26 protein-coding genes are annotated in these 20,960 nt (G+C 42.4%); all 26 read right to left on the bottom strand.

Going from position 1 to position 20,960, the window contains the following annotated elements:
- Positions 1–21: 21 nt before the first annotated feature.
- Positions 22–1,116: a flagellar biosynthesis protein FlhB gene (gene flhB, locus MJB10_RS11395; RefSeq protein WP_314804900.1), complete on the bottom strand. Its 1,095-nt coding sequence runs from the start codon at positions 1,114–1,116 to the stop codon at positions 22–24.
- A gap of 14 nt (positions 1,117–1,130) precedes the next feature.
- On the bottom strand, positions 1,131–1,928 hold the full coding sequence (gene fliR, locus MJB10_RS11390; RefSeq protein WP_314804898.1) for a flagellar biosynthetic protein FliR: 798 nt from the start codon (positions 1,926–1,928) through the stop codon (positions 1,131–1,133).
- A gap of 12 nt (positions 1,929–1,940) precedes the next feature.
- A complete protein-coding gene (gene fliQ / locus MJB10_RS11385; RefSeq protein WP_314804896.1) occupies positions 1,941–2,210 on the bottom strand; it encodes a flagellar biosynthesis protein FliQ in 270 nt (89 codons plus the stop codon).
- Between the two features lie 26 nt (positions 2,211–2,236).
- Entirely contained in the window at positions 2,237–3,010 is a 774-nt protein-coding gene (gene fliP, locus MJB10_RS11380; protein WP_314804895.1) for a flagellar type III secretion system pore protein FliP, read from the bottom strand.
- Positions 3,007–3,636 carry a flagellar biosynthetic protein FliO gene (locus MJB10_RS11375; protein WP_314804894.1) on the bottom strand — a complete coding sequence of 210 codons (630 nt, stop codon included), beginning with the start codon at positions 3,634–3,636 and terminating at the stop codon, positions 3,007–3,009. The genes fliP and MJB10_RS11375 overlap by 4 nt, the downstream gene beginning before the upstream one ends.
- A gap of 48 nt (positions 3,637–3,684) precedes the next feature.
- Positions 3,685–4,047, bottom strand: a complete 363-nt coding sequence (locus MJB10_RS11370; RefSeq protein ID WP_028558282.1) for a response regulator — start codon at positions 4,045–4,047, stop codon at positions 3,685–3,687.
- Positions 4,048–4,071: 24 nt separating this feature from the next.
- Entirely contained in the window at positions 4,072–5,319 is a 1,248-nt protein-coding gene (gene fliY / locus MJB10_RS11365; RefSeq protein ID WP_314805579.1) for a flagellar motor switch phosphatase FliY, read from the bottom strand.
- Entirely contained in the window at positions 5,312–6,310 is a 999-nt protein-coding gene (gene fliM / locus MJB10_RS11360; protein ID WP_314804892.1) for a flagellar motor switch protein FliM, read from the bottom strand. The genes fliY and fliM overlap by 8 nt, the downstream gene beginning before the upstream one ends.
- Positions 6,311–6,346: 36 nt before the next feature.
- Positions 6,347–6,832, bottom strand: coding sequence for a flagellar basal body-associated FliL family protein (locus MJB10_RS11355; RefSeq protein WP_314804891.1), 486 nt, complete (start codon positions 6,830–6,832; stop codon positions 6,347–6,349).
- Positions 6,833–7,054 (bottom strand): flagellar FlbD family protein, encoded by a 222-nt coding sequence (locus tag MJB10_RS11350; protein ID WP_314804889.1) that lies wholly within the window; start codon positions 7,052–7,054, stop codon positions 6,833–6,835.
- Between the two features lie 57 nt (positions 7,055–7,111).
- A complete protein-coding gene (flgG, locus tag MJB10_RS11345) occupies positions 7,112–7,933 on the bottom strand; it encodes a flagellar basal body rod protein FlgG (RefSeq protein ID WP_314804887.1) in 822 nt (273 codons plus the stop codon).
- 92 nt (positions 7,934–8,025) lie between these two features.
- Entirely contained in the window at positions 8,026–8,412 is a 387-nt protein-coding gene (locus MJB10_RS11340; protein WP_314804885.1) for a TIGR02530 family flagellar biosynthesis protein, read from the bottom strand.
- Entirely contained in the window at positions 8,409–8,852 is a 444-nt protein-coding gene (gene flgD / locus MJB10_RS11335) for a flagellar hook assembly protein FlgD (protein ID WP_314804883.1), read from the bottom strand. The genes MJB10_RS11340 and flgD overlap by 4 nt, the downstream gene beginning before the upstream one ends.
- 35 nt (positions 8,853–8,887) lie before the next feature.
- The gene (locus tag MJB10_RS11330) at positions 8,888–10,357 is read right to left on the bottom strand and encodes a flagellar hook-length control protein FliK (protein WP_314804882.1); all 1,470 of its coding nucleotides are present in this window, start codon (positions 10,355–10,357) and stop codon (positions 8,888–8,890) included.
- A 26-nt stretch (positions 10,358–10,383) separates the two neighbouring features.
- The gene (locus MJB10_RS11325; RefSeq protein ID WP_314804880.1) at positions 10,384–11,301 is read right to left on the bottom strand and encodes a MotE family protein; all 918 of its coding nucleotides are present in this window, start codon (positions 11,299–11,301) and stop codon (positions 10,384–10,386) included.
- Positions 11,302–11,324: 23 nt separating this feature from the next.
- Positions 11,325–11,768, bottom strand: a complete 444-nt coding sequence (gene fliJ / locus MJB10_RS11320; protein WP_314804879.1) for a flagellar export protein FliJ — start codon at positions 11,766–11,768, stop codon at positions 11,325–11,327.
- A gap of 9 nt (positions 11,769–11,777) precedes the next feature.
- Positions 11,778–13,103: a flagellar protein export ATPase FliI gene (gene fliI, locus MJB10_RS11315; RefSeq protein WP_314804877.1), complete on the bottom strand. Its 1,326-nt coding sequence runs from the start codon at positions 13,101–13,103 to the stop codon at positions 11,778–11,780.
- Complete coding sequence (locus tag MJB10_RS11310) at positions 13,103–13,921, bottom strand: FliH/SctL family protein (RefSeq protein WP_314804876.1); 819 nt, start codon at positions 13,919–13,921, stop codon at positions 13,103–13,105. Before MJB10_RS11310 ends, fliI begins: the two co-directional genes overlap by 1 nt.
- Positions 13,914–14,930 carry a flagellar motor switch protein FliG gene (gene fliG, locus MJB10_RS11305; protein ID WP_314804874.1) on the bottom strand — a complete coding sequence of 339 codons (1,017 nt, stop codon included), beginning with the start codon at positions 14,928–14,930 and terminating at the stop codon, positions 13,914–13,916. The genes MJB10_RS11310 and fliG overlap by 8 nt, the downstream gene beginning before the upstream one ends.
- Before the next feature lie 11 nt (positions 14,931–14,941).
- A complete protein-coding gene (gene fliF / locus MJB10_RS11300) occupies positions 14,942–16,525 on the bottom strand; it encodes a flagellar basal-body MS-ring/collar protein FliF (RefSeq protein WP_314804872.1) in 1,584 nt (527 codons plus the stop codon).
- 42 nt (positions 16,526–16,567) lie between these two features.
- Positions 16,568–16,876: a flagellar hook-basal body complex protein FliE gene (fliE, locus tag MJB10_RS11295; protein WP_314804870.1), complete on the bottom strand. Its 309-nt coding sequence runs from the start codon at positions 16,874–16,876 to the stop codon at positions 16,568–16,570.
- Positions 16,877–16,896: 20 nt separating this feature from the next.
- A complete protein-coding gene (gene flgC, locus MJB10_RS11290; RefSeq protein WP_314804869.1) occupies positions 16,897–17,346 on the bottom strand; it encodes a flagellar basal body rod protein FlgC in 450 nt (149 codons plus the stop codon).
- A 3-nt stretch (positions 17,347–17,349) separates the two neighbouring features.
- Positions 17,350–17,757, bottom strand: coding sequence for a flagellar basal body rod protein FlgB (flgB, locus tag MJB10_RS11285; protein WP_314804867.1), 408 nt, complete (start codon positions 17,755–17,757; stop codon positions 17,350–17,352).
- A 228-nt stretch (positions 17,758–17,985) separates the two neighbouring features.
- Positions 17,986–18,771 carry a GTP-sensing pleiotropic transcriptional regulator CodY gene (gene codY, locus MJB10_RS11280; protein WP_314804866.1) on the bottom strand — a complete coding sequence of 262 codons (786 nt, stop codon included), beginning with the start codon at positions 18,769–18,771 and terminating at the stop codon, positions 17,986–17,988.
- A gap of 34 nt (positions 18,772–18,805) precedes the next feature.
- Positions 18,806–20,203, bottom strand: a complete 1,398-nt coding sequence (gene hslU / locus MJB10_RS11275) for an ATP-dependent protease ATPase subunit HslU (protein ID WP_314804865.1) — start codon at positions 20,201–20,203, stop codon at positions 18,806–18,808.
- A 54-nt stretch (positions 20,204–20,257) separates the two neighbouring features.
- Positions 20,258–20,812, bottom strand: coding sequence for an ATP-dependent protease subunit HslV (gene hslV, locus MJB10_RS11270; RefSeq protein WP_314804863.1), 555 nt, complete (start codon positions 20,810–20,812; stop codon positions 20,258–20,260).
- Positions 20,813–20,960 lie beyond the last annotated feature (148 nt).

The following is a 20,960-nucleotide window of genomic DNA, read 5'->3' as shown; positions in this document are numbered from 1 at the left end:
CAGATTGCACCTCCCTTAAGCTCAATTCGTTTTACCTTTTATTTTGTATACGTACGCCAGAACCTCAGCTACAGCTTGGAATAGATCCGCGGGAATCGAATCACCGATTTCAACCTGAGCAAAGATCGCACGCGCAAGCGGCTTGTTTTCCATCGTGATGACGCCATGTTCTTTCGCAACTTCTTTAATCTTCAATGCGACGTAATCTGCCCCTTTGGCAATAACCGTAGGCGCTTGCATGTTTTTCGAATCATACTGAAGAGCTACTGCGAAATGGGTTGGGTTCGTAATAATCACATCCGCTTTGGGGACTTCTTGCATCATGCGCTGCATCGCCATTTGACGCTGTTTCGCTCGAATTTTCCCTTTGATCAAAGGATCCCCTTCACTCTTCTTATACTCATCTTTAATGTCTTGTTTAGACATTTTGAGACTCTTCTCGTATTCATACTTTTGGTAAATGTAATCGGCCACCGCTAATACGATTAGGATTGCCCCTATTTTAATCCCAAGCTTTAATGTCACTGAGGCAATAAAGGAGAACGTATTTTCAATTGGCGTATGTCCAAGACCTAATAATTGAGCCTTCTCACCAATTAACGTTGTATAAACCACATAACCGATAATTAGCATTTTCATCGTTGATTTCAGGAAGTCCATCACGGTTCGCATCGAGAAAATTCGTTTAAAACCTGAAATCGGATTAATCTTATCGAACTTCATTTTCAAAGGATCACCTATGAACATGAAGCCAATTTGTGCGTAATTCCCAATAAAAGCAATCAAGACAACAAGAAGGAAAATCGGCGCCATAATCATAATACCTTGTTGTACGAGATCCATGAACAGAACTTGTACATTCCCCTTCGTGATGTCCATGGTAAGCTGATTCTCATAGACGTTGCGGAAAATATGGATGATTTTCCCTTTCATGTACGAACCAAACATAAGAAAGGCTACGAAGCTAAAGAGTAAAATGAATGCCGCGGGCAAGTCCATACTCTTTGCAACTTGACCCTTTTTCCTGGCATCTTGTCTTTTTTTCGCTGTAGCAGGTTCCGTTTTTTCCCCAGCAAACCATTGTAGGTCAAGCTGAAAACGTAATTGTTGGGTCACGGTGATCCTCCTACTTATGGTGATAGCTGCTGCGCTCCCCCAATTAATTGAAGCATTTTCTCCATGTAGTCAAAAATGATGCCAAATAATTGTTGAAATTGTGAAATCAATTCTGGGAATAGAATAACGAGAAGGAAAAATCCTAGAATCATTTTCAATGGTGCACCGATAACAAAAATATTAAATTGCGGGGCCACCCTCGTTAATAGCCCTAGTCCTAAGTCTGTTAAGAAAAGAGCTGCTACGACAGGCGCAGCCAATTGAAATGAGAGATAAAACATTTTGGAAAGCGATTTAAACAAAAAGTCTGAGACCTGACCGTTATACATACGGCTGAATAATTGATTATCAATCGGAACCCATTTGTAACTGTCAATAATGGCTTTGATCAGATAATGATGTCCGTCAAATGAAAGAAACAGCAGAACAGCAATCATATATTTCAAATTACCGAGCATTGGTGTAGACACCCCAGTTAAGGGATCAATCACGCTGGCCATACTGAACCCGATTTGCATGTCCATAAACGATCCAGCCATTTGTACAACCGTAAAGAAGATATAAGCTAGAAAACCAAGTAAAATACCGATCAGCATTTCACGAATAATCAAAAGTAAGTAAACGCCATCCACAGGAATAGTCTTATTCGTCCCAATGGTTGCGAAGATGATTAAGGAGATAAATACCGATAGGCCCACCTTAAACATCATCGGAACATTCCTTGAGGAAAGGATCGGAACCACGACAAAAAATGATGTGATTCGACAAAAAATAAGCAGAAAGATAGGAATTAACGGAAAAATCGATGTCATATTACTCACAACCTATCCAACGAATTTGTAAAGGTTGTTGAGAAGATTATACGTAAAATCAACCAAAGTGTTCATGATCCATGAACCGAAAATGAGAATGGACAGAAGCACTGCAATGATTTTAGGAACAAACGCAAGGGTTTGCTCCTGAATCTGAGTTGTAGCCTGAAATATACTAATGGCAAGTCCTACGATTAATCCGATAAGCAGCATTGGTGCGCTGGCTTTCAGAACGGTGTAAACGGCTTCGCCTGCAATTCGAATTACAAATTCCGAACCCATCTAGGTCCCCTCCGATATCTTGGTCGTTATCCGTAGCTTAGCAGCAATGATCTCACCACAAGATACCAACCATCTACAAGAATGAAAAGTAGGATTTTGAATGGGAGTGAAATCATCACGGGCGGGAGCATCATCATCCCCATGGCCATCAACGTACTTGAAACGACCATATCGATAACTAGAAAGGGAATGAAAATCATGAATCCCATCTGGAATGCTGACTTTAATTCACTAATCGCATAAGCAGGTACTAACGATGTAATTGGGATGTCTTCCACACCTGTAGGTGCTTTCGCTTTGGTATAATCCAAAAACAGCTTCAAATCCTTCTGACGCGTATGCTTGAACATAAATTGTTTCATCGGGAGTGAAGCCGCCTTATAGGCTTGCGTTTGATTGATCTCACCCTTCAGATAAGGTTGAAGTGCCTTGGTATTAACTTCCCCTAAAGTTGGAGACATAATAAAAAAGGTTAAAAACAGAGCGAGTCCGATTAAAACCTGATTGGGTGGCATTTGTTGAGTTCCTAAGGATGTACGAACAAAACCCAGCACAATGACAATTCGAGTAAAGCTCGTCATTAATATTAAGAATGAAGGAGCTAAACTGAGTACGGTTAGCAACAAAAGCAGCGTTACCGTATTCGTAGATCCACCTGTTGCCGTACTTGTACCGATATTGACGTTTAATCCAGGAATTGGATTCGTCAAATCAGGTTCAGCAGCAGAGGCAGTTAATGAGAGTAGAAATATGGAAATCCCTGCTAACAGCAAAATCGCAGCTAATTTATTTCGTTTCATTCTTCATTCAACCGATCTTTCTGTTTTTGATCAGACAGCCATTCTTCCACATTCTTGTTTCGATCTGTAACTCTCTTCAATTTATCATGGAACACCTGTTGAAATGATGAAGTCAGTTCTACCTCTTCCTCAACGACAGTTTTCCTAGATGGAAGCTTACTGATCCATTTACTCAGAGAGGCTATCCCCATTCGTTCATCTTGTGAGGATTGTAAAAGCTCAGTGATATACGCAACTTCATCGGCGTCAATGATTTTATCCAGCAATTGAATATTTTCACCAACGCCAACTACGAAGAGCGAGTGCCCAATTTCAACAATTTGAATCGATTTATTGGGGCCCAGGGGAACTCCACCTATCGATCGGATCGAGTTCCCGAACAGTGAACCTTTATTTTTCTTCGCGAGATATCTCATAAGTACTAGGAAGAGTCCAATAATGAGAACAAGCACAGAAATAACTTTTGCCACCATGAAGAAGGAATCCATTGAACTCGTTGATCCTGGATAGTCCACGATGGTAGAGTCTGTACTCGAATCCGTATCCGCATGGACGAATTGTGTAGTTGCTAAAAGCGAATATAAACTTAGTGCACCTATAACCAGTTTCGATTGACGTCTTTTCATAAGAACAACCCTTTCGGTTTATGTAAGACTCAACCGAATGTGGACGGTTTAACCTAGAGTCTTTTTAATTGCTTCAATAACACGGTCAGCTTGGAAAGGCTTCACAATGAAATCCTTTGCTCCAGCTTGGATAGCGTCGATAACCATCGCTTGTTGCCCCATCGCGGAACACATAATCACTTTTGCATTTGGCTCGATTTTCTTAATTTCTTTCAAAGCTTGAATTCCGTCCATCTCTGGCATTGTGATATCCATTGTGATGAGATCAGGTTTCAATTCTTTATATTTTTCGATAGCTTGTGCGCCATCATTCGCTTCGCCACAAACTTCATACCCATTTTTAGATAAAATATCACGAATCATCATTCTCATAAAAGCTGCATCATCCACAATAAGAATACGGTTAGCCATTGAAAAAATCCCCCTAGAATTAAATTATTGTAATTTTTGGATTCGTTCCCATTGATTCACAATGTCCGTAACACGAACCCCAAAATTCTCATCGATGACTACAACTTCACCCTTGGCAATAAGCTTATTGTTAACCAAAATATCTACGGGCTCACCAGCAAGCTTGTCCAATTCAATGATCGAACCCTGAGACAATTCTAAGATGTCCTTAATCACCTTATTTGTCCTACCTAGCTCGACGGTTACCTTAAGAGGAATGTCTAACAATAGGTTCAAATTCGTATCATCTGCTTGTGTAAATGAACCAGACTGTAAATTACCAAACTGTACAGGTTGAACATTCACATTACGATTAGGCATTCCACCAAAAGCAGCTGGAGGCTGCGCATACATCGGTTGTTGTGGCGGATACATCGGCTGCCCCATAGGAGGAGGCTGCTGATACATCGGCTGTTCATACACTGGCTGTTGGTACAAAGGTTGCTCATACACAGGTGCTGGTTGCGCTTTAGGCGCTTCTTGCACCGGTGCTGCTACTGGAGCAGGCGCTTGCGCAGCAGGAGCAACTTCCATCGCTGCCTCTGTCTCACCACCACCCATAAGGATTGAAACCATTTCTTTGGCGAAAGGAACAGGTAATAACTGCATGATATTGGAATCAATAAGGTCGCCAATCGCAAGTCGGAACGATATCTTAATAAATACGTCCTCATCTGGCAGTTTTCCTTCTCCTTTCGACAAATTTAATATGTCGATTCCTGGTGGAGAGATATTGACAAATCGATTAAAGATGGTAGACATCGATGTCGCGGATGATCCCATCATTTGATTCATCGCTTCCTGCACCGCACTGATATGAATTTCACTTAGATTTTCATCCCCGCCAGTGCCATCTCCACCCATCATGAGATCCGCAATGACTTGAGCATCGCGCGTTTTGATGACTAACAAATTGATGCCATCAAAGCCATCTACATAATTGACATGTACAGCAACGTGAGGTTTTGGAAATTGTTCTTCCAACTCTTCTTTGCCGATGACAGAAACCTTGGGCGTCGTAATGTCGACTTTTTTGCCAAGTAATGTAGACAAAGCTGTCGCCGCGCTGCCAAAGGTGATGTTACCAATCTCACCAAGTGCATCCTGCTCAAGCGGTGATAAAAAATCTTCCACTTGTGGAGGCCCATGAAAAGAAGATGTCGAGCTTTCTTCGGACGACTGTCGTAATAAAGCATCAATCTCTTCCTGCGATAAATAATCTCTGTTATTCATCATAGTCTTCTTCTCCTTCATTCACGATTTCTGTAATCTGTACAGCCATCTTCCCTTTTACAGTACCCGGGCTTCCGAGATATTTCAGCTTCTCGCCTACTCTGACTAAAAGCGAATCTTCGACGGATTTATGCAGCGGGATTACATCACCTGTTGTCAAACCAAGGAAATCTCGGATTGATATCTCAGACGATCCCAGTTCTGCAATTAGAGGCAACTTGGTTTTTTCCAAGCGCGATTGAAGTGCTTCCACTTCCTCAGGAGCTCTCGTCTTCTTCTGTGAAACAAACCAGTGATGCACGGAAAGACGAGGCATGATTGGTTCAATGACCACGTGGGGAATACATAAATTAATCATTCCCGTGGTATCCCCGATTTTCGTGCTTAACGAAATCAAGGCAATCGTTTCATTCGGCGAAACAATCTGCATAAATTGCGGATTCGTTTCGAGTGCCTCTAATCGAGGCTGTATATCGATGACGGTTTTCCAAGCTTCTTGCAAGCTGTCAAAAGCTCTGCTGAAGATTCTTTCCATAACGATGGTTTCAATCTCGGTTAACGCATTAATTTTGGTTGGAGTTGTACCTGCCCCACCAAGTAATCGATCCAACATAGCGAAAGCAACATTGGGATGAACCTCAAGTACCATTCGACCCTCTAAAGGCTCTGCTTCAAAGATGTTCAAAATGGTCATTTTCGGGATCGAACGAATAAATTCATCATAGGGTAGCTGTTCAACCTGGACAACATTAATTTGTACGAATGTGCGCAGCTGTGCTGAGAAATACGTCGTTAAAAATCGCGCAAAATTTTCATGAATCCGAGTTAAGCTCCGAATATGATCCTTCGAGAAGCGCACGGCTCTCTTAAAATCATAAGCCCTTACCTTCTTCTGTGTTTCCTCCTTCTTCAGCTCATCTGCATCCATTTCGCCAGAGGATAAAGCAGCTAATAAGGCATCGATCTCATTTTGCGATAAAACATCAACCATTCGAGTCACCTCCTTTAAGCAAAATCATTCATTGAGTTACTGTAGGACTTTATCAGTTATCCAAATTTGTTTGATTTTACCTTCATGCAGCAATGGGTTTAGTTTGTTCATAATAGTCGAAGTTAAACTATCGGACCCTTTGCTTCCTTCAATTTGTTCCTTCGTCATATCGCCTAAAACTTGAACGATCGTTCCTTTTACAGCGGAATCAAGCAGGCTGTCGAATTCGCCTTTCGCTTTCGTGTTTTCCATTTCAAAAGCAAAGCTGATTTTGATGAAATTTTGGCTGCCCGATAAATTTGTCAAAATATCTTTGATAATGGATGTATTCGCTTTTACTATTTCTGCTGACGGAGCTTTCGTTGGTTTCACACTGGCTGCAGCATTTTGGGCTTGTACAGCAGGATCTTTAGATTGAGAATTCTTCTCCATAAAGTTCCAAAGTACAAAAGCCGCTGTTAAGATAAGCGTGACAGCTATCAGAATGGAAACAATAAGAATAAATATTTTGTTCTTAAACACTTACGAACCCTCCGTATCCCTGGACTGTATTGTCGCTCGAACGGATCCAATATCCTGCATGTAGGTCCGAACTAAGCTTACCACAACCTCTGCCTTTTCGAGAACTGTGATTTTCTTGCCTGTCGTCAATGTAATCATCGTATCCGGCGTTTCTTCAATAAGCTCAATCAGAATTGCATTCAAGATAAGTGGCTTACCATTTAAACGAGTGAGAGAAATCATCTTGCTCCTCCTGGTCCAGAGTAAGAGGAGGAAAACTCCCCCTCTATTCATCTCTGATTAGTGCTTAAGATTAACGACTTCCTGCAGAATTTCATCTGATGTTGTGATAATACGCGAGTTCGCTTGGAAACCACGTTGTGCAATAATCATCTCGGTAAATTCACCCGTCAAATCTACGTTAGACATTTCCAATTGACCTGAGATAAGCGTTCCTGTACCTGTTTCTGGATTCCCAGCGGAGCCAACTTCAATAGCACCTTCTGGATTGGCATTGGCAGTCATTTGATATAAATTACCGCCAATTTTCTCAAGTCCAGCTGGATTGATAACTTTGACAACACCAATTTTCTGTCCCGTATTGACCGTCGCGCCTTCGGCATTAACACCGATAATGTCACCATTTTGCGCTATGGAGAAGGAAACGATGTCATCTGGAATGACGATTGGTCCTGCACCCTCTGCGCCCATGACATGTAAGCCTTCGGAATTCACGAGGTTACGATTCGCATCTACCGTGAAATTACCTGCTCTAGTCAAATAAGGAGCATCCACTTGCTCTGTGGTACCAACCGCGAAAAATCCATCGCCGTTCACACGCAAATCCGTAACGACATTCGTCGTCATTGCGCTACCTGCTGTATGTACGGTATCGATTGCCGCGATACTAACCCCTAGACCAACTTGCTGAGCATTCACACCGCCGCGATTTTCATCTGCTGCACTGACACCAGCGACCGTTTGACTTAAAATGTCTTTGAACATAACACGTCCGCCTTTAAAACCGATCGTATTAACGTTCGCGATATTATTACCAATAACATCTAATTTGGTTTGAAAACCGCGCATACCTGAAACGCCTGAGTACAAAGATCTTAACATGTGTAGGCCTCCTGAATCGGATGTAGTATTACTGATTGAGTTGCTTCCTTCGTTCCACAACTCCAGGCTTCCTGATCGGTCGAGCCTGTTACTTATGAGATGAACATCGCACTATCGATTTGTGTAAAAACATGTTCATTCATGGATTGCCCATCTAAGGCGGTGACTACTGTGCGGTTTGGGACATTCACGATATACCCATTGCCAGCGACAATCATAAGTGCATCTTTCGCCCCTTTGGAGGCTGCTTTATCAATCGCTTTATTAAGTTTCTCAAGCTGTTCCGGCTTCAACTGAATACCGCGTTCTTTAATCCTAACCTCTGCATGGTGACTGAACCTAATAAATTGATCTTGAAAAATCTTCTGAAAGGTTGAACTTCCGGGTGACGAAACTTGTTGTTGCTCTGGTGTTCGTCTAGGTGCAGCAGGAGAAACCGTACTAGGAAATAATTCACCTATGGTTACTCGTTGTGTCATTTTGTTTCTCCAACATTTTCAATTTTCTTTAGTTTATCAAGCGCAATCTCTACGCCGTTGACATTCGCATACTGATTACCGTCTTTAAATGTAATGGAATCTACGACACCTGTATGATCACTGGAAACACCAGATGAATCGGTTCCAGTCCATGTAATCGACTTGCCGATCAAACCAGATACGAATCCAAGCGATTGCCTCATCAACTTCATCTCATTCGACATGTTTGTCAACTGCTCGACGGAAGTAAATTGAGCCATTTGTGCGATGAACTCTTTATCCTGAAGAGGCTGAGTAGGGTCTTGATTTTGAAGCTGTGTAATTAAAATTTTCAGGAAATCATCTTTACCCAAGGTGTTATTATCTTTCTCCTTGGTTTTCGAGGAAGTCCCCGTGTTAATCAAGTCCGATACGTTTCCTAGAATAGGGCTTGTCGCCATTCATTTCACCTCCAACTTAACAACGGAAACCTGAATTAAGCTGTTACGTCCAAAGAGCTTCCATTTCCGTTTGTTTGATTGCTTATCTGAGTCAATTGCTCAACATCTTCATTAAATCCAATCGCATCCACATCAATCGCATTTGATCGATTCTTAGTAGACTGACGATTTGACTGATTGAAGGATTGAGGCTGGCGCTGCTCTTGAAACATACCTGAAGGCATTTGCTCACTTTGTGTTACTTCAAGCTTCTCTACTTGTAGACCCTGTGTAAGCAATGCTTGTCTTAGTTGCGGAAGCTGACTTTCAAGTAATTGCTTGCCTGCTAAGGAATCAGCTGCGAACTGGGCAAAAAGCTGTCCATCTTGCATCGTGATTTTAACATCGATATGGCCTAAATTTTTTGGAAATAACGACAATTTTGCTTCTGAGAAACCTTCAGACAATGTAATCTTCATGTTTTTCAATACATGGGTTGTCATCTCTTCCGTGAAGTTTGCTGCTGTAATGACAGTTGGTGCTGTTTTGTCAGCAGCTATTGCAGCTTGCTGCAACTTCTGCAGGTCACCTATGGTAAGGATCGGATTGGCTATTACATCCGTTTCAATCGGGAGATCAACAAGCGGTACCGTTGATTCTGTGCTGGATGGAGCGGATTGTTCTTGCATGATCGTTGGAACATTTTTCAGTGCAAAACGCTCTTGTTTAGGCAAAGCTACTTGTCCATTCCCGAGCACATCGCTTTGTACGCTTGGATCAACCTCACGTTGGTTTATGTACTTGTGGTGAGATAGTCTGTCAATCGCACTCACTTGTTTCTTAGAAGCAGTGACCGTTTCATTTGACCCTTTGAGATTAGCTTGATCAGTAACAACTGCTGTAGACTGCGGATCTTTCAATCCTGCCAACAACTCAGGCAAAATTGGTTCAACCGCTTTAGCCAAATCCTCTTGGAGAAACTTCAGAATCAAATTATCTGGTTGTTGTTTCGATAATGTAATTAACGATAACAAAGTGTTCTGAACTTTCAGTGAGTCTGTCGTCGATTGTTGCTGAACGAGAAAAGGCATGTTCACTGCATTTGAAGTTCCTGTCGTTGCAACTGAATTCCCTAACGCGGCTAGCAGCTCATCTGCATTTTCAAACCACTTCTTCAGCTTTGGATCTTGCATAATCGTATCGGCAAGCGCAGGATTTGCGTTCATTGCTTCTAAAAGAAGTTCTGGAAGCTTCGTTTCATCCGATTGACTTGCATCGCCTAGCTCAACGATTGGTTGAAGCGGATTAATTAATGTCTGAAGCATTTGCAGCATCATGCTTAGTGATAATTCTGCATCAGTAGGTTGACCTTCACCCTTCGAAGCACCATCTTGATTCGTTTGACCAGCAAGAAGTACCGAGAAAGAATCCGTCGTTGGTGATCCTTTTGCAGAACCTTTGCCAGTAGCTGCACTGTTCGTTGTTCCTGTTTGTACGGCTGGTACTGAAGCCATCATAGCGTCCATTTTTTCACCTCCCTTCATGTAGTTAATTATGGTGCCAGTTTCGCAGTAATTAACGCAGCTATCTCCTTATTTGCATCGGATAATGCAGACATGAGTTTGGAACGAGAAGCATTGTCCATCGAGCTGAGAATGCTTAACACCTTATTGGGATTAGATTTATTCATTTCTAATAATACATTGGCAGCACTTTTCGGTGTCATATTAGCAAATGTTTGTCCAAGATCGGATGAGCTTACCGTACTTGAAGCCGCTTTCGTATCTTTGGTACCATTAGTCGTTAAACGCTCTTGCAATGCGGCAATTTCTTTGTCGCGCACAGGCACAACATCTTTGAGGCCGATAGAAGCAATTGCAGCTTTCCCTGCGTCCATCTTCTCTAAAATAGCCCCGCGGCTATCGGATTTCATCCTCGAGAAAACGAGAACCATTTCGCTAGGTGTCAAAGCTTCAATAATCGGCGCTGCTTTGCTGGGACTCATTTTGGCATACATATTTGCGAGTTGGGTAATTTGATTGTTATACTCTTCTTCCGATTGTGTCTTATCCTTCAACTTCTCTTCCAGCTCTGTTACTTTGGCTACAGCATCCTTCAATGCACGATCCTTTTGCTCAGTTGTTGCATCAGATTTCTGTAAGGCAGAAGCAAGTTCATTGACTTTAGCGTTGAGCTTCGCAACCTCTTCTTCCTTCAACTTCAAGCCCTGCTCTGTCGTTGGTGCCTTTCCAACAGCTGTTTCCGTTACTTTCTCCTTCGGTGCTGGAACCACAAGCCCAACAATAGGTGTATTATGCAAAGCCTTTTGAACACTGCTTTTGATGTCATAATCAAAGATCGAAAGCAACACGAAGAGAAGAACTGCTGTGAACACAAAGGGAATGACAAACCAGATCAGAAAACGTTCCAGTGCGCTATAGGAATTACTCTCTACACTTGCATTGGCCATCTCCGATTCCCTCCTTTGTTAACTTAGTACGAAACCCTTTTATACCGATTCGTCGCCATCTCATCAAGTGCGTCTTGTTCTTTCTTGGCGATCATCAATTGGAACTGGTTGTGCGCTTTCTCTCTCGCTTTTGTCCACACTTTTTCATCAATCATTTTTTCTGAAAGATGATTCTGTTTTTGAGAAACGACAACCTGTGCATGGCGAACATCTTGATGCTTTTTGGCAATCTGTTTATCCACATGATTCATGTAATTTTGCATCATAAGCATATTGGAAATCGAAACGGAATGCATGGAGGCTTGTACCATGTCGTTGTGCAAGCTTTCTTTTTGCTCAAACAGGCCATGTAAGTTCGTTTCTTCATTCCTCAACTGTCCCATTGCTTCAGATAAAATCCATTCTGCTTGTGCGCGTTCATTATTTTTCAAATCGACAATTTGCTGGAAAGAGTAACGAAAACTCATCTAGGACCCTCATCCCTTATAAAATTCTTGGATTAATTGTGCTTGAGCCTCTTCATATGTCAGCTTTTCACTTGTCTTCTGTTTCGTAAAATTCCAAATTGCGTCGATATTTTCCATCGCGATATCAATATTTGGGTTAGATCCCTTTTGGTACGCCCCAATATTGATTAGGTCTTCCGAATCTTTATATATAGAGAGAAGTCGCTTTAATTGGTTAGCTGCTTCGCTATGTTCAACCGGAACAATTTCTTTCATTACACGACTTACACTGGCTAATACATCAATCGCGGGATAATGCCCCTTGTTCGCAATACTTCGATTTAGGACGATGTGACCATCCAGAATCCCTCTGACTGCATCCGCGATTGGTTCATTCATATCATCACCATCAACGAGAACGGTATAAAAAGCAGTAATTGAGCCTTTAGGTCCTGTTCCTGACCGTTCCAGCAATCTTGGCAGCATGGCAAATACGGAAGGTGTATACCCTCGAGTTGCCGGCGGTTCACCAACAGCTAGACCAACTTCCCGTTGTGCCATGGCAAAACGTGTAACGGAATCCATCATCATCATGACGTTTAAGCCGCGATCACGGAAATACTCCGCGATACTGGTGGCGATCATCGCACCTTTGATCCGAATCAAAGCCGGTTGATCCGAAGTCGCTACGATCACAACAGATCGTGCTAAACCTTCAGGACCTAAATCGCGTTCGATAAAATCCAATACCTCTCTGCCTCGCTCTCCGATCAGGGCAATAACGTTGACATCGGCTGACGTATTTCGGGCAATCATGCCCATTAATGTACTCTTACCGACACCAGAACCTGCGAAAATACCTACACGCTGTCCTTTCCCAATTGTCAGTAAGCCGTCTATACAACGGACACCGACTGAGATGGGGTGAAGCACTCGAGGACGTGTTAATGGATTACTGGGCGCATTATTGGTCGAGTATTGTGCCATCCTAGAAGGTAAAAATGAACCATCCAATGGCTGACCTAACCCGTCCAGCACCTTGCCTAACAGTTCATGACCAACTTGTACAGTAAGCGGCTTCCCCGTTCCTACAACGTCACAACCAGGCCCAATCGCATCGAGATCGCCAAGTGGCATCAGCACGACTTTGTTACTCCTAAAACCAACGACCTCTGCTTTCAAAGGCTTGTTCGATTTGTGCGGATAAATGTAACAAAGATCGCCGATACTTACATCGGGTCCCTCTGATTCAACGGTTAAGCCAATGACTTGCGTCACCTTACCATTCACACGGATGGGATCAATGGTATGCAATTGTTCAAGGTATTTATCCACTTTCGGCAGCGATGAACGCATTAGTCTGATTCCTCACTTTGTATGGCAACTTGTTGTAACGCAGACTTAATTTCCTTCAACTGCGTATCAATTCTTGCGTCAATACTTCCGTAAGAGGAGCGAATTACACAGCCTTGATCTTGCACCGAAGAATCGGGAATAATCTCTAGCTCTGCTTGGGAATCAATTGAAGTAACTAGCTCTTCCCTAGCGTCTTGTACATAAGCGAATTGTGAAGGCGATACACATAAGGTGATAATGCCTTTCTCTCGTCGACGTGCAAGCACTTTCTGGATAAGCTCAGTGACCCAAGTTGGTTCCAGAGAAAGTTGTCGGCCAATAATTTTCTCAGCAATGGAAGTGCTCAGCTCAATGAGAAATGGTTCGGATTCTTGAATGATTTGTTGCTTCAGCTTGTAAGATTGCTCCAGAATCTGTCTGGCTTCCGTCAACATGTTACCATATTCATTGCGGATCTCTTCTTCGGCATGTGCTACACCTTGCTGATAACCTTCTTCATATCCATTTTGTCGAGAAAGTTGAACATGTTCAGCATCCTCCACACGCTTGCCATCCCACCATTGCTTGATTTCGGCTTGCGTCTGTTCACGTAGCTGCGCACATTCTCTCATCGCTTGATCAATTTGATCACTTGCAAAAGCTTCCGCATCCTGGATAATTTGATTCTTTAATAAGTGAGCATCATGAATTTCTTGCTGCATTTCTTCCGTTAGCCCATTACTGTCATCGTCGGCCGTTTCTGACTGTGGCAATAGATTTTCAACAAGTTTTTTATCTTCAAGAGGATAATAAGCGAATGATTTAATGACATTAGACAATAATATCATCTCCTCCACCGCGCGCGATAATGATTTCACCTGATTCCTCTAAGCGACGAATGGTCGCAACGATGCGGGTTTGTGCTTCTTCTACGTCACGCAAACGCACAGGCCCCATGAATTCCATTTCTTCTTTGAACGTTTCTGCCATACGTTTGGACATGTTCTTGAATAAGACATCACGTACTTCTTCACTGGCAACTTTAAGCGCAAGCTGCAAATCAGCATTTTCGATATCACGAATGATTCGTTGAATTGAACGATTGTCAATATTGACAATATCCTCAAAGACGAACATCCGTTTCTTGATTTCTTCAGCAAGCTCGGGATCTTGAATTTCCAAGGAATCTAGAATGGTACGTTCCGTTCCACGGTCTACACCATTCAAAATCTGTACGATGGAAGCAATACCACCAGCATTTGTGTAATCCTGCGTAACTGTTGAAGACAATTTCTGTTCTAATACACGCTCAACTTGAGAGATAACCTCTGGCGAGGTACTATCCATCAATGCAATCCGTTTAGCCACATCGGCCTGCTTCTCTTGAGGAAGCGACGACAGAATGATGGATGCTTGTTCAGCTTGCAAATAGGAAAGAACAAGCGCGATCGTTTGAGAATTTTCATTTTGAATAAAGTTGAGAATTTGTGCAGGATCTGCTTTCCTAGCAAAATCGAATGGTCGAACTTGAAGTGTGGCCGTCAAGCGATTAATAATATCCAGTGCCTTCTGAGAGCCGAGTGCTTTCTCCAAAATATCTTTCGCGTAAGCAATACCGCCTTGCGAGATAAACTCTTGAGCTAAACAAATTTGATGGAACTCTGCCAAGATGGCATCCTTCTCTAAAGAATCAACTTTTCGTACATTCGCAATTTCTAGCGTTAACTGCTCAATCTCCTCTTCCCGCAAATGCTTGAAGATTTGTGCAGAAACCTCGGGGCCTAAGCTGATCAAAAGAATAGCAGCCTTTTGTCGTCCTGTTAACCCTTGCATACTGGCTCTGGCCATGAAGTGCACCTCTATTCATCTACTAACCAAGTACGAAGCAGATTGACGAAATCTTCTGGGCGCTTTTTGGCAAGCGTCTCAAGCTGCTTTCGCACTTGATTGTCATTCGTAACATTTTCGATATCAACAGTAGGAAGTTCAGGTTTCGCAGTTGACATTTGCAACTCTTGTTCTGCCAACAATTGCGTTGCTCTTCTGCGCTTCCGTATAGCAAAGCCAGCAATGGCACCAATGGCAAGTGCAGCGAGTGCTAAACCACCGTATGTCAGATATGTCGTCGTTTTCGTAGCACTTGTATCTGTCGGCCTAGCAAAGGCATGGGCAAGTACGGTGACTCTCTTCTGTAATTCTTCATCTGTATACGTTGTTTTGTTATCTGCTAGTGCTGTTCTAACAATGTTCACCAAGGCATTCTGAATGGCCGTTTTGGTCTCAGCTGTCAATGAATTAGGATCGTCTTTCACAGGTGGCTCAATGCCAACATTGATATTTAAGTCCTTGACAACATATTGTTGTGAAATAATATCGTTCGTAATGTGATTCAGTTCATAATTAATTGTCTTACTCGTTTTCTCCGAGTTGGATTTCCCTGAATTAGATGAACCTGGGTAACCTGGAACATCGGATTCACCAGTACCAGGAACGCCGCCAGAATCCGCACCGTTATTCGTATAAGACTCACTGGCTTCTGCCAAGGAGCGTTCTAAACCTTTTTGATCAGCTGCATTTGGAGCTGTAAAAAAATCCTCTTTGGATTTCTTCTGATCAAAATTCATCGTTGCAAACACGCTGACACTCACTTTATCTGATCCAAACATCGTACCCAACATCGAGGTAATGTTCTTCTGCAATTCACTACGGAATTGCTTATTAATCTCAGCTTGACTCGAAGAAACATTCGACGATGTGTTACCGTCATTTTTCGACGAATTTAGACTCTGACCATTTTGATCGGAAATTGTAATATTCTCTAACGGTAAGTTCTTAACGCTATGTGAGACTAAATTATAAATTGTATCAACCTTTGATTGATCAAGGACATAGCCTGGTTTCACTTTCAAAACAACAGATACTGAAGCTTTTTCAGCTTGCTGTTTTAAAAAGGGGCCTTCTTCAGGAAGAGAAACGTTAACCTTTGAACTTGAAATGGCTTGGATGCCATTAATCAACTGTTGCAGCTCGCCTTGAACTGCATTAATATATTTCACTTTAAACTCGTTATCTGTTATACCGAATTTACTGCTGTCGCTAAATTCACCAAAACCAAGTGATCCATTCTTATTTAAGCCTTGAGATTCAACCCCCAGCTTAACATTCGCGACTTCGTTCGTTGCCACTTCTATACTTTTTCCATCTGCACTTAGATGGTAAGGAATTTTTGACGTATCAAGATAAGATTTAATCGCAGCAGCATCACTTGGCTGCAGATCTGTAAATGCGAGTGAATATTCCGTTTTTGATAAATTAATACTGATGATTGCGGCAGTTAGTATTAGTAATAGCACGGTAGCTATAATTATAATTTTGTTCGTTCGATTAAAACGATTCCAGTATTGCTTCACCTTTTCCCAGTACTGGAGCAGGTTCTCGTTCACTCTGTCACCTCATTGACCCAAATTTAGCAGCATCTCTATGAATTACAGCTGCATTCTCATCATTTCTTGATAAGCTTCTAGCGCTTTATTTCGAACTTGAACGGTTAATTCGAGTCCTAACGATGCTTTCTCAGCTGCAATCGTCAACTGATGCACATCCGATAATTCGCCTTTAATGAAGCTTTCATTCAACTGATCAACTTGTAATTGCTGCGTATTTAGATTTGTAATCGCGTCATTGAGGAATGAACCGAATTTCTTCCCTAAGTCCGCGGCGCCTTCACCACTATTATCTTTGGGTTGAACCGAACTCATGATATTAATTGGGCTATAGCTAATCTTATCTATCATGCCGTAACCTCCTGTCGTAATTATCTGCCGATCTCTAAAGCTTTGGATATCATGGATTTGCTTGCATTTAAAGCGGTTACGTTCGCTTCGTACGACCGTGTCGCCGAGATCATGTCCACCATTTCTTTGGTAATATCAACATTCGGCATAAAGACGAATCCATTCGTATCCGCATCTGGATGCGTCGGGTTATACACTTGTTTGAGCGGCGAACGATCTTCAAAAATTTTATTCACACGGACACCCTCACCTGTACCATCTGCCATAGCTGAGTTTAGGGATTGTGCGAATGTTGGTTGTGACTTGGTCTCAAAGGAAACTAGTTTCCTAGTATAAGGCACCCACTTGCCATTCACGAATTTCGCTCTCGTTGTGTCCGCATTCGCAATGTTCGAGGAAACAACATCCATCCGTAATCTTTGTGCTGTTAACGCGGAAGAGCTGATATCAAATCCGTTCGTCAATCTCATTTATTATCTGCCTCCCAGCACTGTGCGCATTTTTTTAAATTCACTGTTCATTTGTTGAATCATGGCGTTATATTTAAGCTGGTTTTTGGCCATTAACGACATTTCATAGTCCATATCGACATTGTTTAAATTATTGTTGATTGCTGTCGATTTATCCTCAATTACTTCAGAGTTCGGTATATGGGTCGAGTTACCTATTACAAAATGTCTTGGATCCGTCCGTCTTCCCTCAATCGAAGGCGTACCTGCATGCATTTGGTCTTGCAATAACTCCTCAAAAGCAACATCAGACCGTTTAAATTTTGGGGTATCCACATTGGCAATGTTATTCGCTATTACTTTTTGTCTTAACGCCGATGCATCTAGCGAGCGCTCCATTAAGTTCCAACTTGGCTTATCCAATAAAGACATGAATGATTCCCCTTCGCTCTAAAAAATATTCGATGTAACTAATTCAACAAGATCTGATTCGATTCCTTCTTGTTTCGACATTATTTTCGTTAAGCACACCAAAATAGTTCTTTATGTAGAAATTTGTAAACCTTTGGATTCTACTACCTATCATCTAAGATATTACGTTAAGTTACAATAAGAAAAAAGCCCTATCTTTTTACCAGATAGGGCTTAGATAACCAATTACTATAATTTTGTTTTCATTAGTTCAATGCTTTGAATTAATTGCTCATTTAGAATACGGATATAAGTGCCTTTCATACCAAGTGAACGTGTTTCAATAACTCCTGCACTTTCCAACTTACGTAGTGCATTAACAATTACCGAGCGAGTTATTCCTACACGGTCCGCGATTTTACTCGCCACCAATAACCCTTCTTTGCCATCCAACTCTTCAAATATATGCTCCACGGCTTCCATCTCACTAAAGGACAAGGAACCGATCGCAACTTGTACAACGGCTTTACTTCTAGCTTCTTCTTCGATTTCTTCGGCACGTTCTCTTAAAATTTCCATCGCAATCACCGTCGATCCATACTCAGCTAGAATGAGATCATCATCGATAAAGTGACCTTCACTGCGGCTCAAAATCAGCGTCCCTAGTCGATCGCCACCTCCAATAATCGGAACTAACGTCGTATGCGTAGCTGGGAACATATCTTTCATTTGATCCGTGTAATAAAAGTAAGGGCTATCCGGTTCGGATGTAGATGCCGTCTCCTCAATTTTCAACAACAAATTATTCGACTCCGTCGGAAATCTCCGCTCCGTAAGAATCGCTTGATTCATCTCAGGCGACACGGGATCATTCGTAACCGCATAACCTAAAATTTTGCCTTTTCGGCTGACAACATAGATATTGGCGATAACAATATCGCGCAATACTTCAGCCATATCCATAAAGCTAACCGCATTGCCCGCTTCCTTCTGAAGCAACCGATTCAGCCTTCTTGTTTTCGTTAATAAACTCATGTAACTGCCTCCTACTTGCTACAACCTGCTGTTTCTATAAAATGTATTGACTCAAATCTCGATTCTGTACGATACTGTTTAACTTCTCACGGACATAAGCCGGATTGATAACAATAGACTCCAACGTGATATCAGGAGCTTCAAAGGACAAGTCCTCCAGCAATTTTTCTAAAATGGTATGTAACCGTCTAGCCCCAATATTCTCCGTCTGCTGATTCACTTCAACGGCAATGCGAGCAATTTCATGAATAGCTTCTTCTGCAAAGTCCACTGTTATACCTTCTGTTTGTAATAAAGCTGTGTATTGCTTCGTCAAGGCGTTCTTAGGCTCCGTTAAGATCGAAACGAAGTCCTCCAAAGTCAAATCGCTTAACTCGACACGAATCGGGAAGCGACCTTGAAGTTCTGGGATAAGATCGGATGGCTTGGCGATATGAAAGGCACCAGCGCCTATGAATAACACATAGTCCGTCTTAACGGGACCATACTTCGTCACAACCGTCGATCCTTCCACGATTGGCAAGATGTCACGCTGCACGCCTTCCCGAGAAATGTCAGGCCCACTGCCGCCGCGGCTGTTACTTGCAATCTTATCGATTTCATCGATAAAAATTATACCGCTTTGTTCAGCACGCTGAATCGATTCCTGGATAACATCATCCATATCAATTAATTTTTGCGCTTCTTCTTGAGTCAAAACTTTTCTAGCTTCTTTAACGTTTAACTTCCGCTTTTTAGTTCGCTTCGGCATTAGATTCCCGAGCATCTCTTGCATATTCATTCCTACTTGGTCATTGCCTTGGCCGCCTAGCATATCCAGCATTGAAGGTGCAGCATCTTCAACTTCGATCTCAACAAGATCATTCTCTAATTTACCTTGGGACAATTGTTCCGCGATCTGAGTTCTTTTAGAAGCAAGAGATGGATCTGGCGTCACTTCCTCAGGATCATCCTTATTGTTGCCGCCAAACAGCATCTCCAGCGGATTACGCTGCGATTTGGGCCTTGTAGCACTCGGAGCAAGCAAGGTAACCAACCGCTCATTGGCAAGCTTCTCAGCGCGATCCTTCACTTTCTCCATGCGTTCAGCCTTCACCATCCGAACGGCTGTCTCGATTAAATCACGAACCATTGATTCTACGTCACGACCAACGTACCCAACTTCCGTAAATTTGGTAGCCTCAACCTTTATGAAAGGAGCTCCAACCAACTTAGCCAGTCTGCGCGCAATCTCTGTCTTTCCTACACCTGTCGGACCAATCATGAGAATATTTTTAGGGACAATTTCATCCCGCATACTCTCTTCCACCAAGTTGCGACGGTAACGATTTCGCAAGGCGATTGCAACAGACTTCTTTGCTTTTTTCTGACCTACAATATATCGATCAAGTTCCTGGACAATTTGTCTTGGCGTAAGAGAGCTAGTTGCCATCATGGACCCTCCTTGAATGTAGGCGATTAGCCAATTGAATAATGTATAGCAAATCTACTCAATTTCTTCAACAATAATATTATGGTTAGTGAACACACAGATTTCAGCAGCTGTCGTTAAGGCAGCATGAGCAATTTCTTTGGCACTCAGATTTGGTGCATGTCGATGCAAGGCTCTGCCAGCAGAAAGCGCGAAGCTCCCGCCTGAACCAATTGCCAATATACCATCATCCGGCTCAATTACTTCACCGTTACCGGAGAGGAGTAACAATCCTGTAGCATCCATCACGATCATCATAGCTTCCAATCTGCGAAGCACACGATCTTGACGCCAATCCTTCGTAAGTTCAACAGCTGCGCGTTGAAGATTACCATGGTGCTCCTCAAGCTTGCCTTCGAACTTCTCGAATAGTGTAATGGCATCAGCAACGGAACCAGCAAATCCAGCAATGACTTTCCCTCTATGTAAACGCCTTACTTTCTTGGCCGTGCTTTTCATAATCATACTATTGCCAAATGTTACTTGACCATCGCCCGCAATCGCGCCCTTTCCTTGATGACGGATGCCAAAGATCGTAGTCGCATGAAACGTTGCTTGATTCGGTTCCAATTGCAATCACCCCTCTATCATAATTAGATCCATTCACTTGATGTCCACATATTGGTATGAGCCGCAAAAATGAGAGAAACCTCTAGCGAGGTCCTAATGTCTGAGAAGACCGCATCTAGAGGTAAATGTATGATCAAAAGAATGAAAA

The organism is Paenibacillus sp. MBLB1832 (genome assembly GCF_032271945.1).
GTDB classification, from domain to species: domain Bacteria; phylum Bacillota; class Bacilli; order Paenibacillales; family NBRC-103111; genus Paenibacillus_E; species Paenibacillus_E roseopurpureus.
The sequence above is the reverse complement of the archived record's forward strand: the minus strand, read 5'-3'. Positions and strand labels throughout refer to the sequence as shown.

Coding starts and splice junctions, on each gene's coding strand:
- flgB (WP_314804867.1), bottom strand. CDS start 17,757: ATGTCTTTATTGGATAAGCCAAGTTGGAACTTAATGGAGCGCTCGCTA.
- fliP (WP_314804895.1), bottom strand. CDS start 3,010: ATGAAACGAAATAAATTAGCTGCGATTTTGCTGTTAGCAGGGATTTCC.
- codY (WP_314804866.1), bottom strand. CDS start 18,771: ATGAGTTTATTAACGAAAACAAGAAGGCTGAATCGGTTGCTTCAGAAG.
- flgD (WP_314804883.1), bottom strand. CDS start 8,852: ATGGCGACAAGCCCTATTCTAGGAAACGTATCGGACTTGATTAACACG.
- fliG (WP_314804874.1), bottom strand. CDS start 14,930: ATGGCCAGAGCCAGTATGCAAGGGTTAACAGGACGACAAAAGGCTGCT.
- fliR (WP_314804898.1), bottom strand. CDS start 1,928: ATGACATCGATTTTTCCGTTAATTCCTATCTTTCTGCTTATTTTTTGT.
- fliY (WP_314805579.1), bottom strand. CDS start 5,319: ATGAATAACAGAGATTATTTATCGCAGGAAGAGATTGATGCTTTATTA.
- MJB10_RS11330 (WP_314804882.1), bottom strand. CDS start 10,357: ATGGACGCTATGATGGCTTCAGTACCAGCCGTACAAACAGGAACAACG.
- fliQ (WP_314804896.1), bottom strand. CDS start 2,210: ATGGGTTCGGAATTTGTAATTCGAATTGCAGGCGAAGCCGTTTACACC.
- fliM (WP_314804892.1), bottom strand. CDS start 6,310: ATGGTTGATGTTTTATCGCAAAATGAGATCGATGCCTTATTAGCTGCT.
- MJB10_RS11375 (WP_314804894.1), bottom strand. CDS start 3,636: ATGAAAAGACGTCAATCGAAACTGGTTATAGGTGCACTAAGTTTATAT.
- MJB10_RS11340 (WP_314804885.1), bottom strand. CDS start 8,412: ATGACACAACGAGTAACCATAGGTGAATTATTTCCTAGTACGGTTTCT.
- MJB10_RS11370 (WP_028558282.1), bottom strand. CDS start 4,047: ATGGCTAACCGTATTCTTATTGTGGATGATGCAGCTTTTATGAGAATG.
- hslU (WP_314804865.1), bottom strand. CDS start 20,203: ATGGCAACTAGCTCTCTTACGCCAAGACAAATTGTCCAGGAACTTGAT.
- fliI (WP_314804877.1), bottom strand. CDS start 13,103: ATGCGTTCATCGCTGCCGAAAGTGGATAAATACCTTGAACAATTGCAT.
- flgC (WP_314804869.1), bottom strand. CDS start 17,346: ATGAGATTGACGAACGGATTTGATATCAGCTCTTCCGCGTTAACAGCA.
- flgG (WP_314804887.1), bottom strand. CDS start 7,933: ATGTTAAGATCTTTGTACTCAGGCGTTTCAGGTATGCGCGGTTTTCAA.
- MJB10_RS11325 (WP_314804880.1), bottom strand. CDS start 11,301: ATGGCCAATGCAAGTGTAGAGAGTAATTCCTATAGCGCACTGGAACGT.
- fliE (WP_314804870.1), bottom strand. CDS start 16,876: ATGATAGATAAGATTAGCTATAGCCCAATTAATATCATGAGTTCGGTT.
- MJB10_RS11350 (WP_314804889.1), bottom strand. CDS start 7,054: ATGATTTCTCTCACTCGTTTAAATGGTAAGCCACTTATCTTGAATGCA.
- fliJ (WP_314804879.1), bottom strand. CDS start 11,768: ATGAGTTTTCGTTACTCTTTCCAGCAAATTGTCGATTTGAAAAATAAT.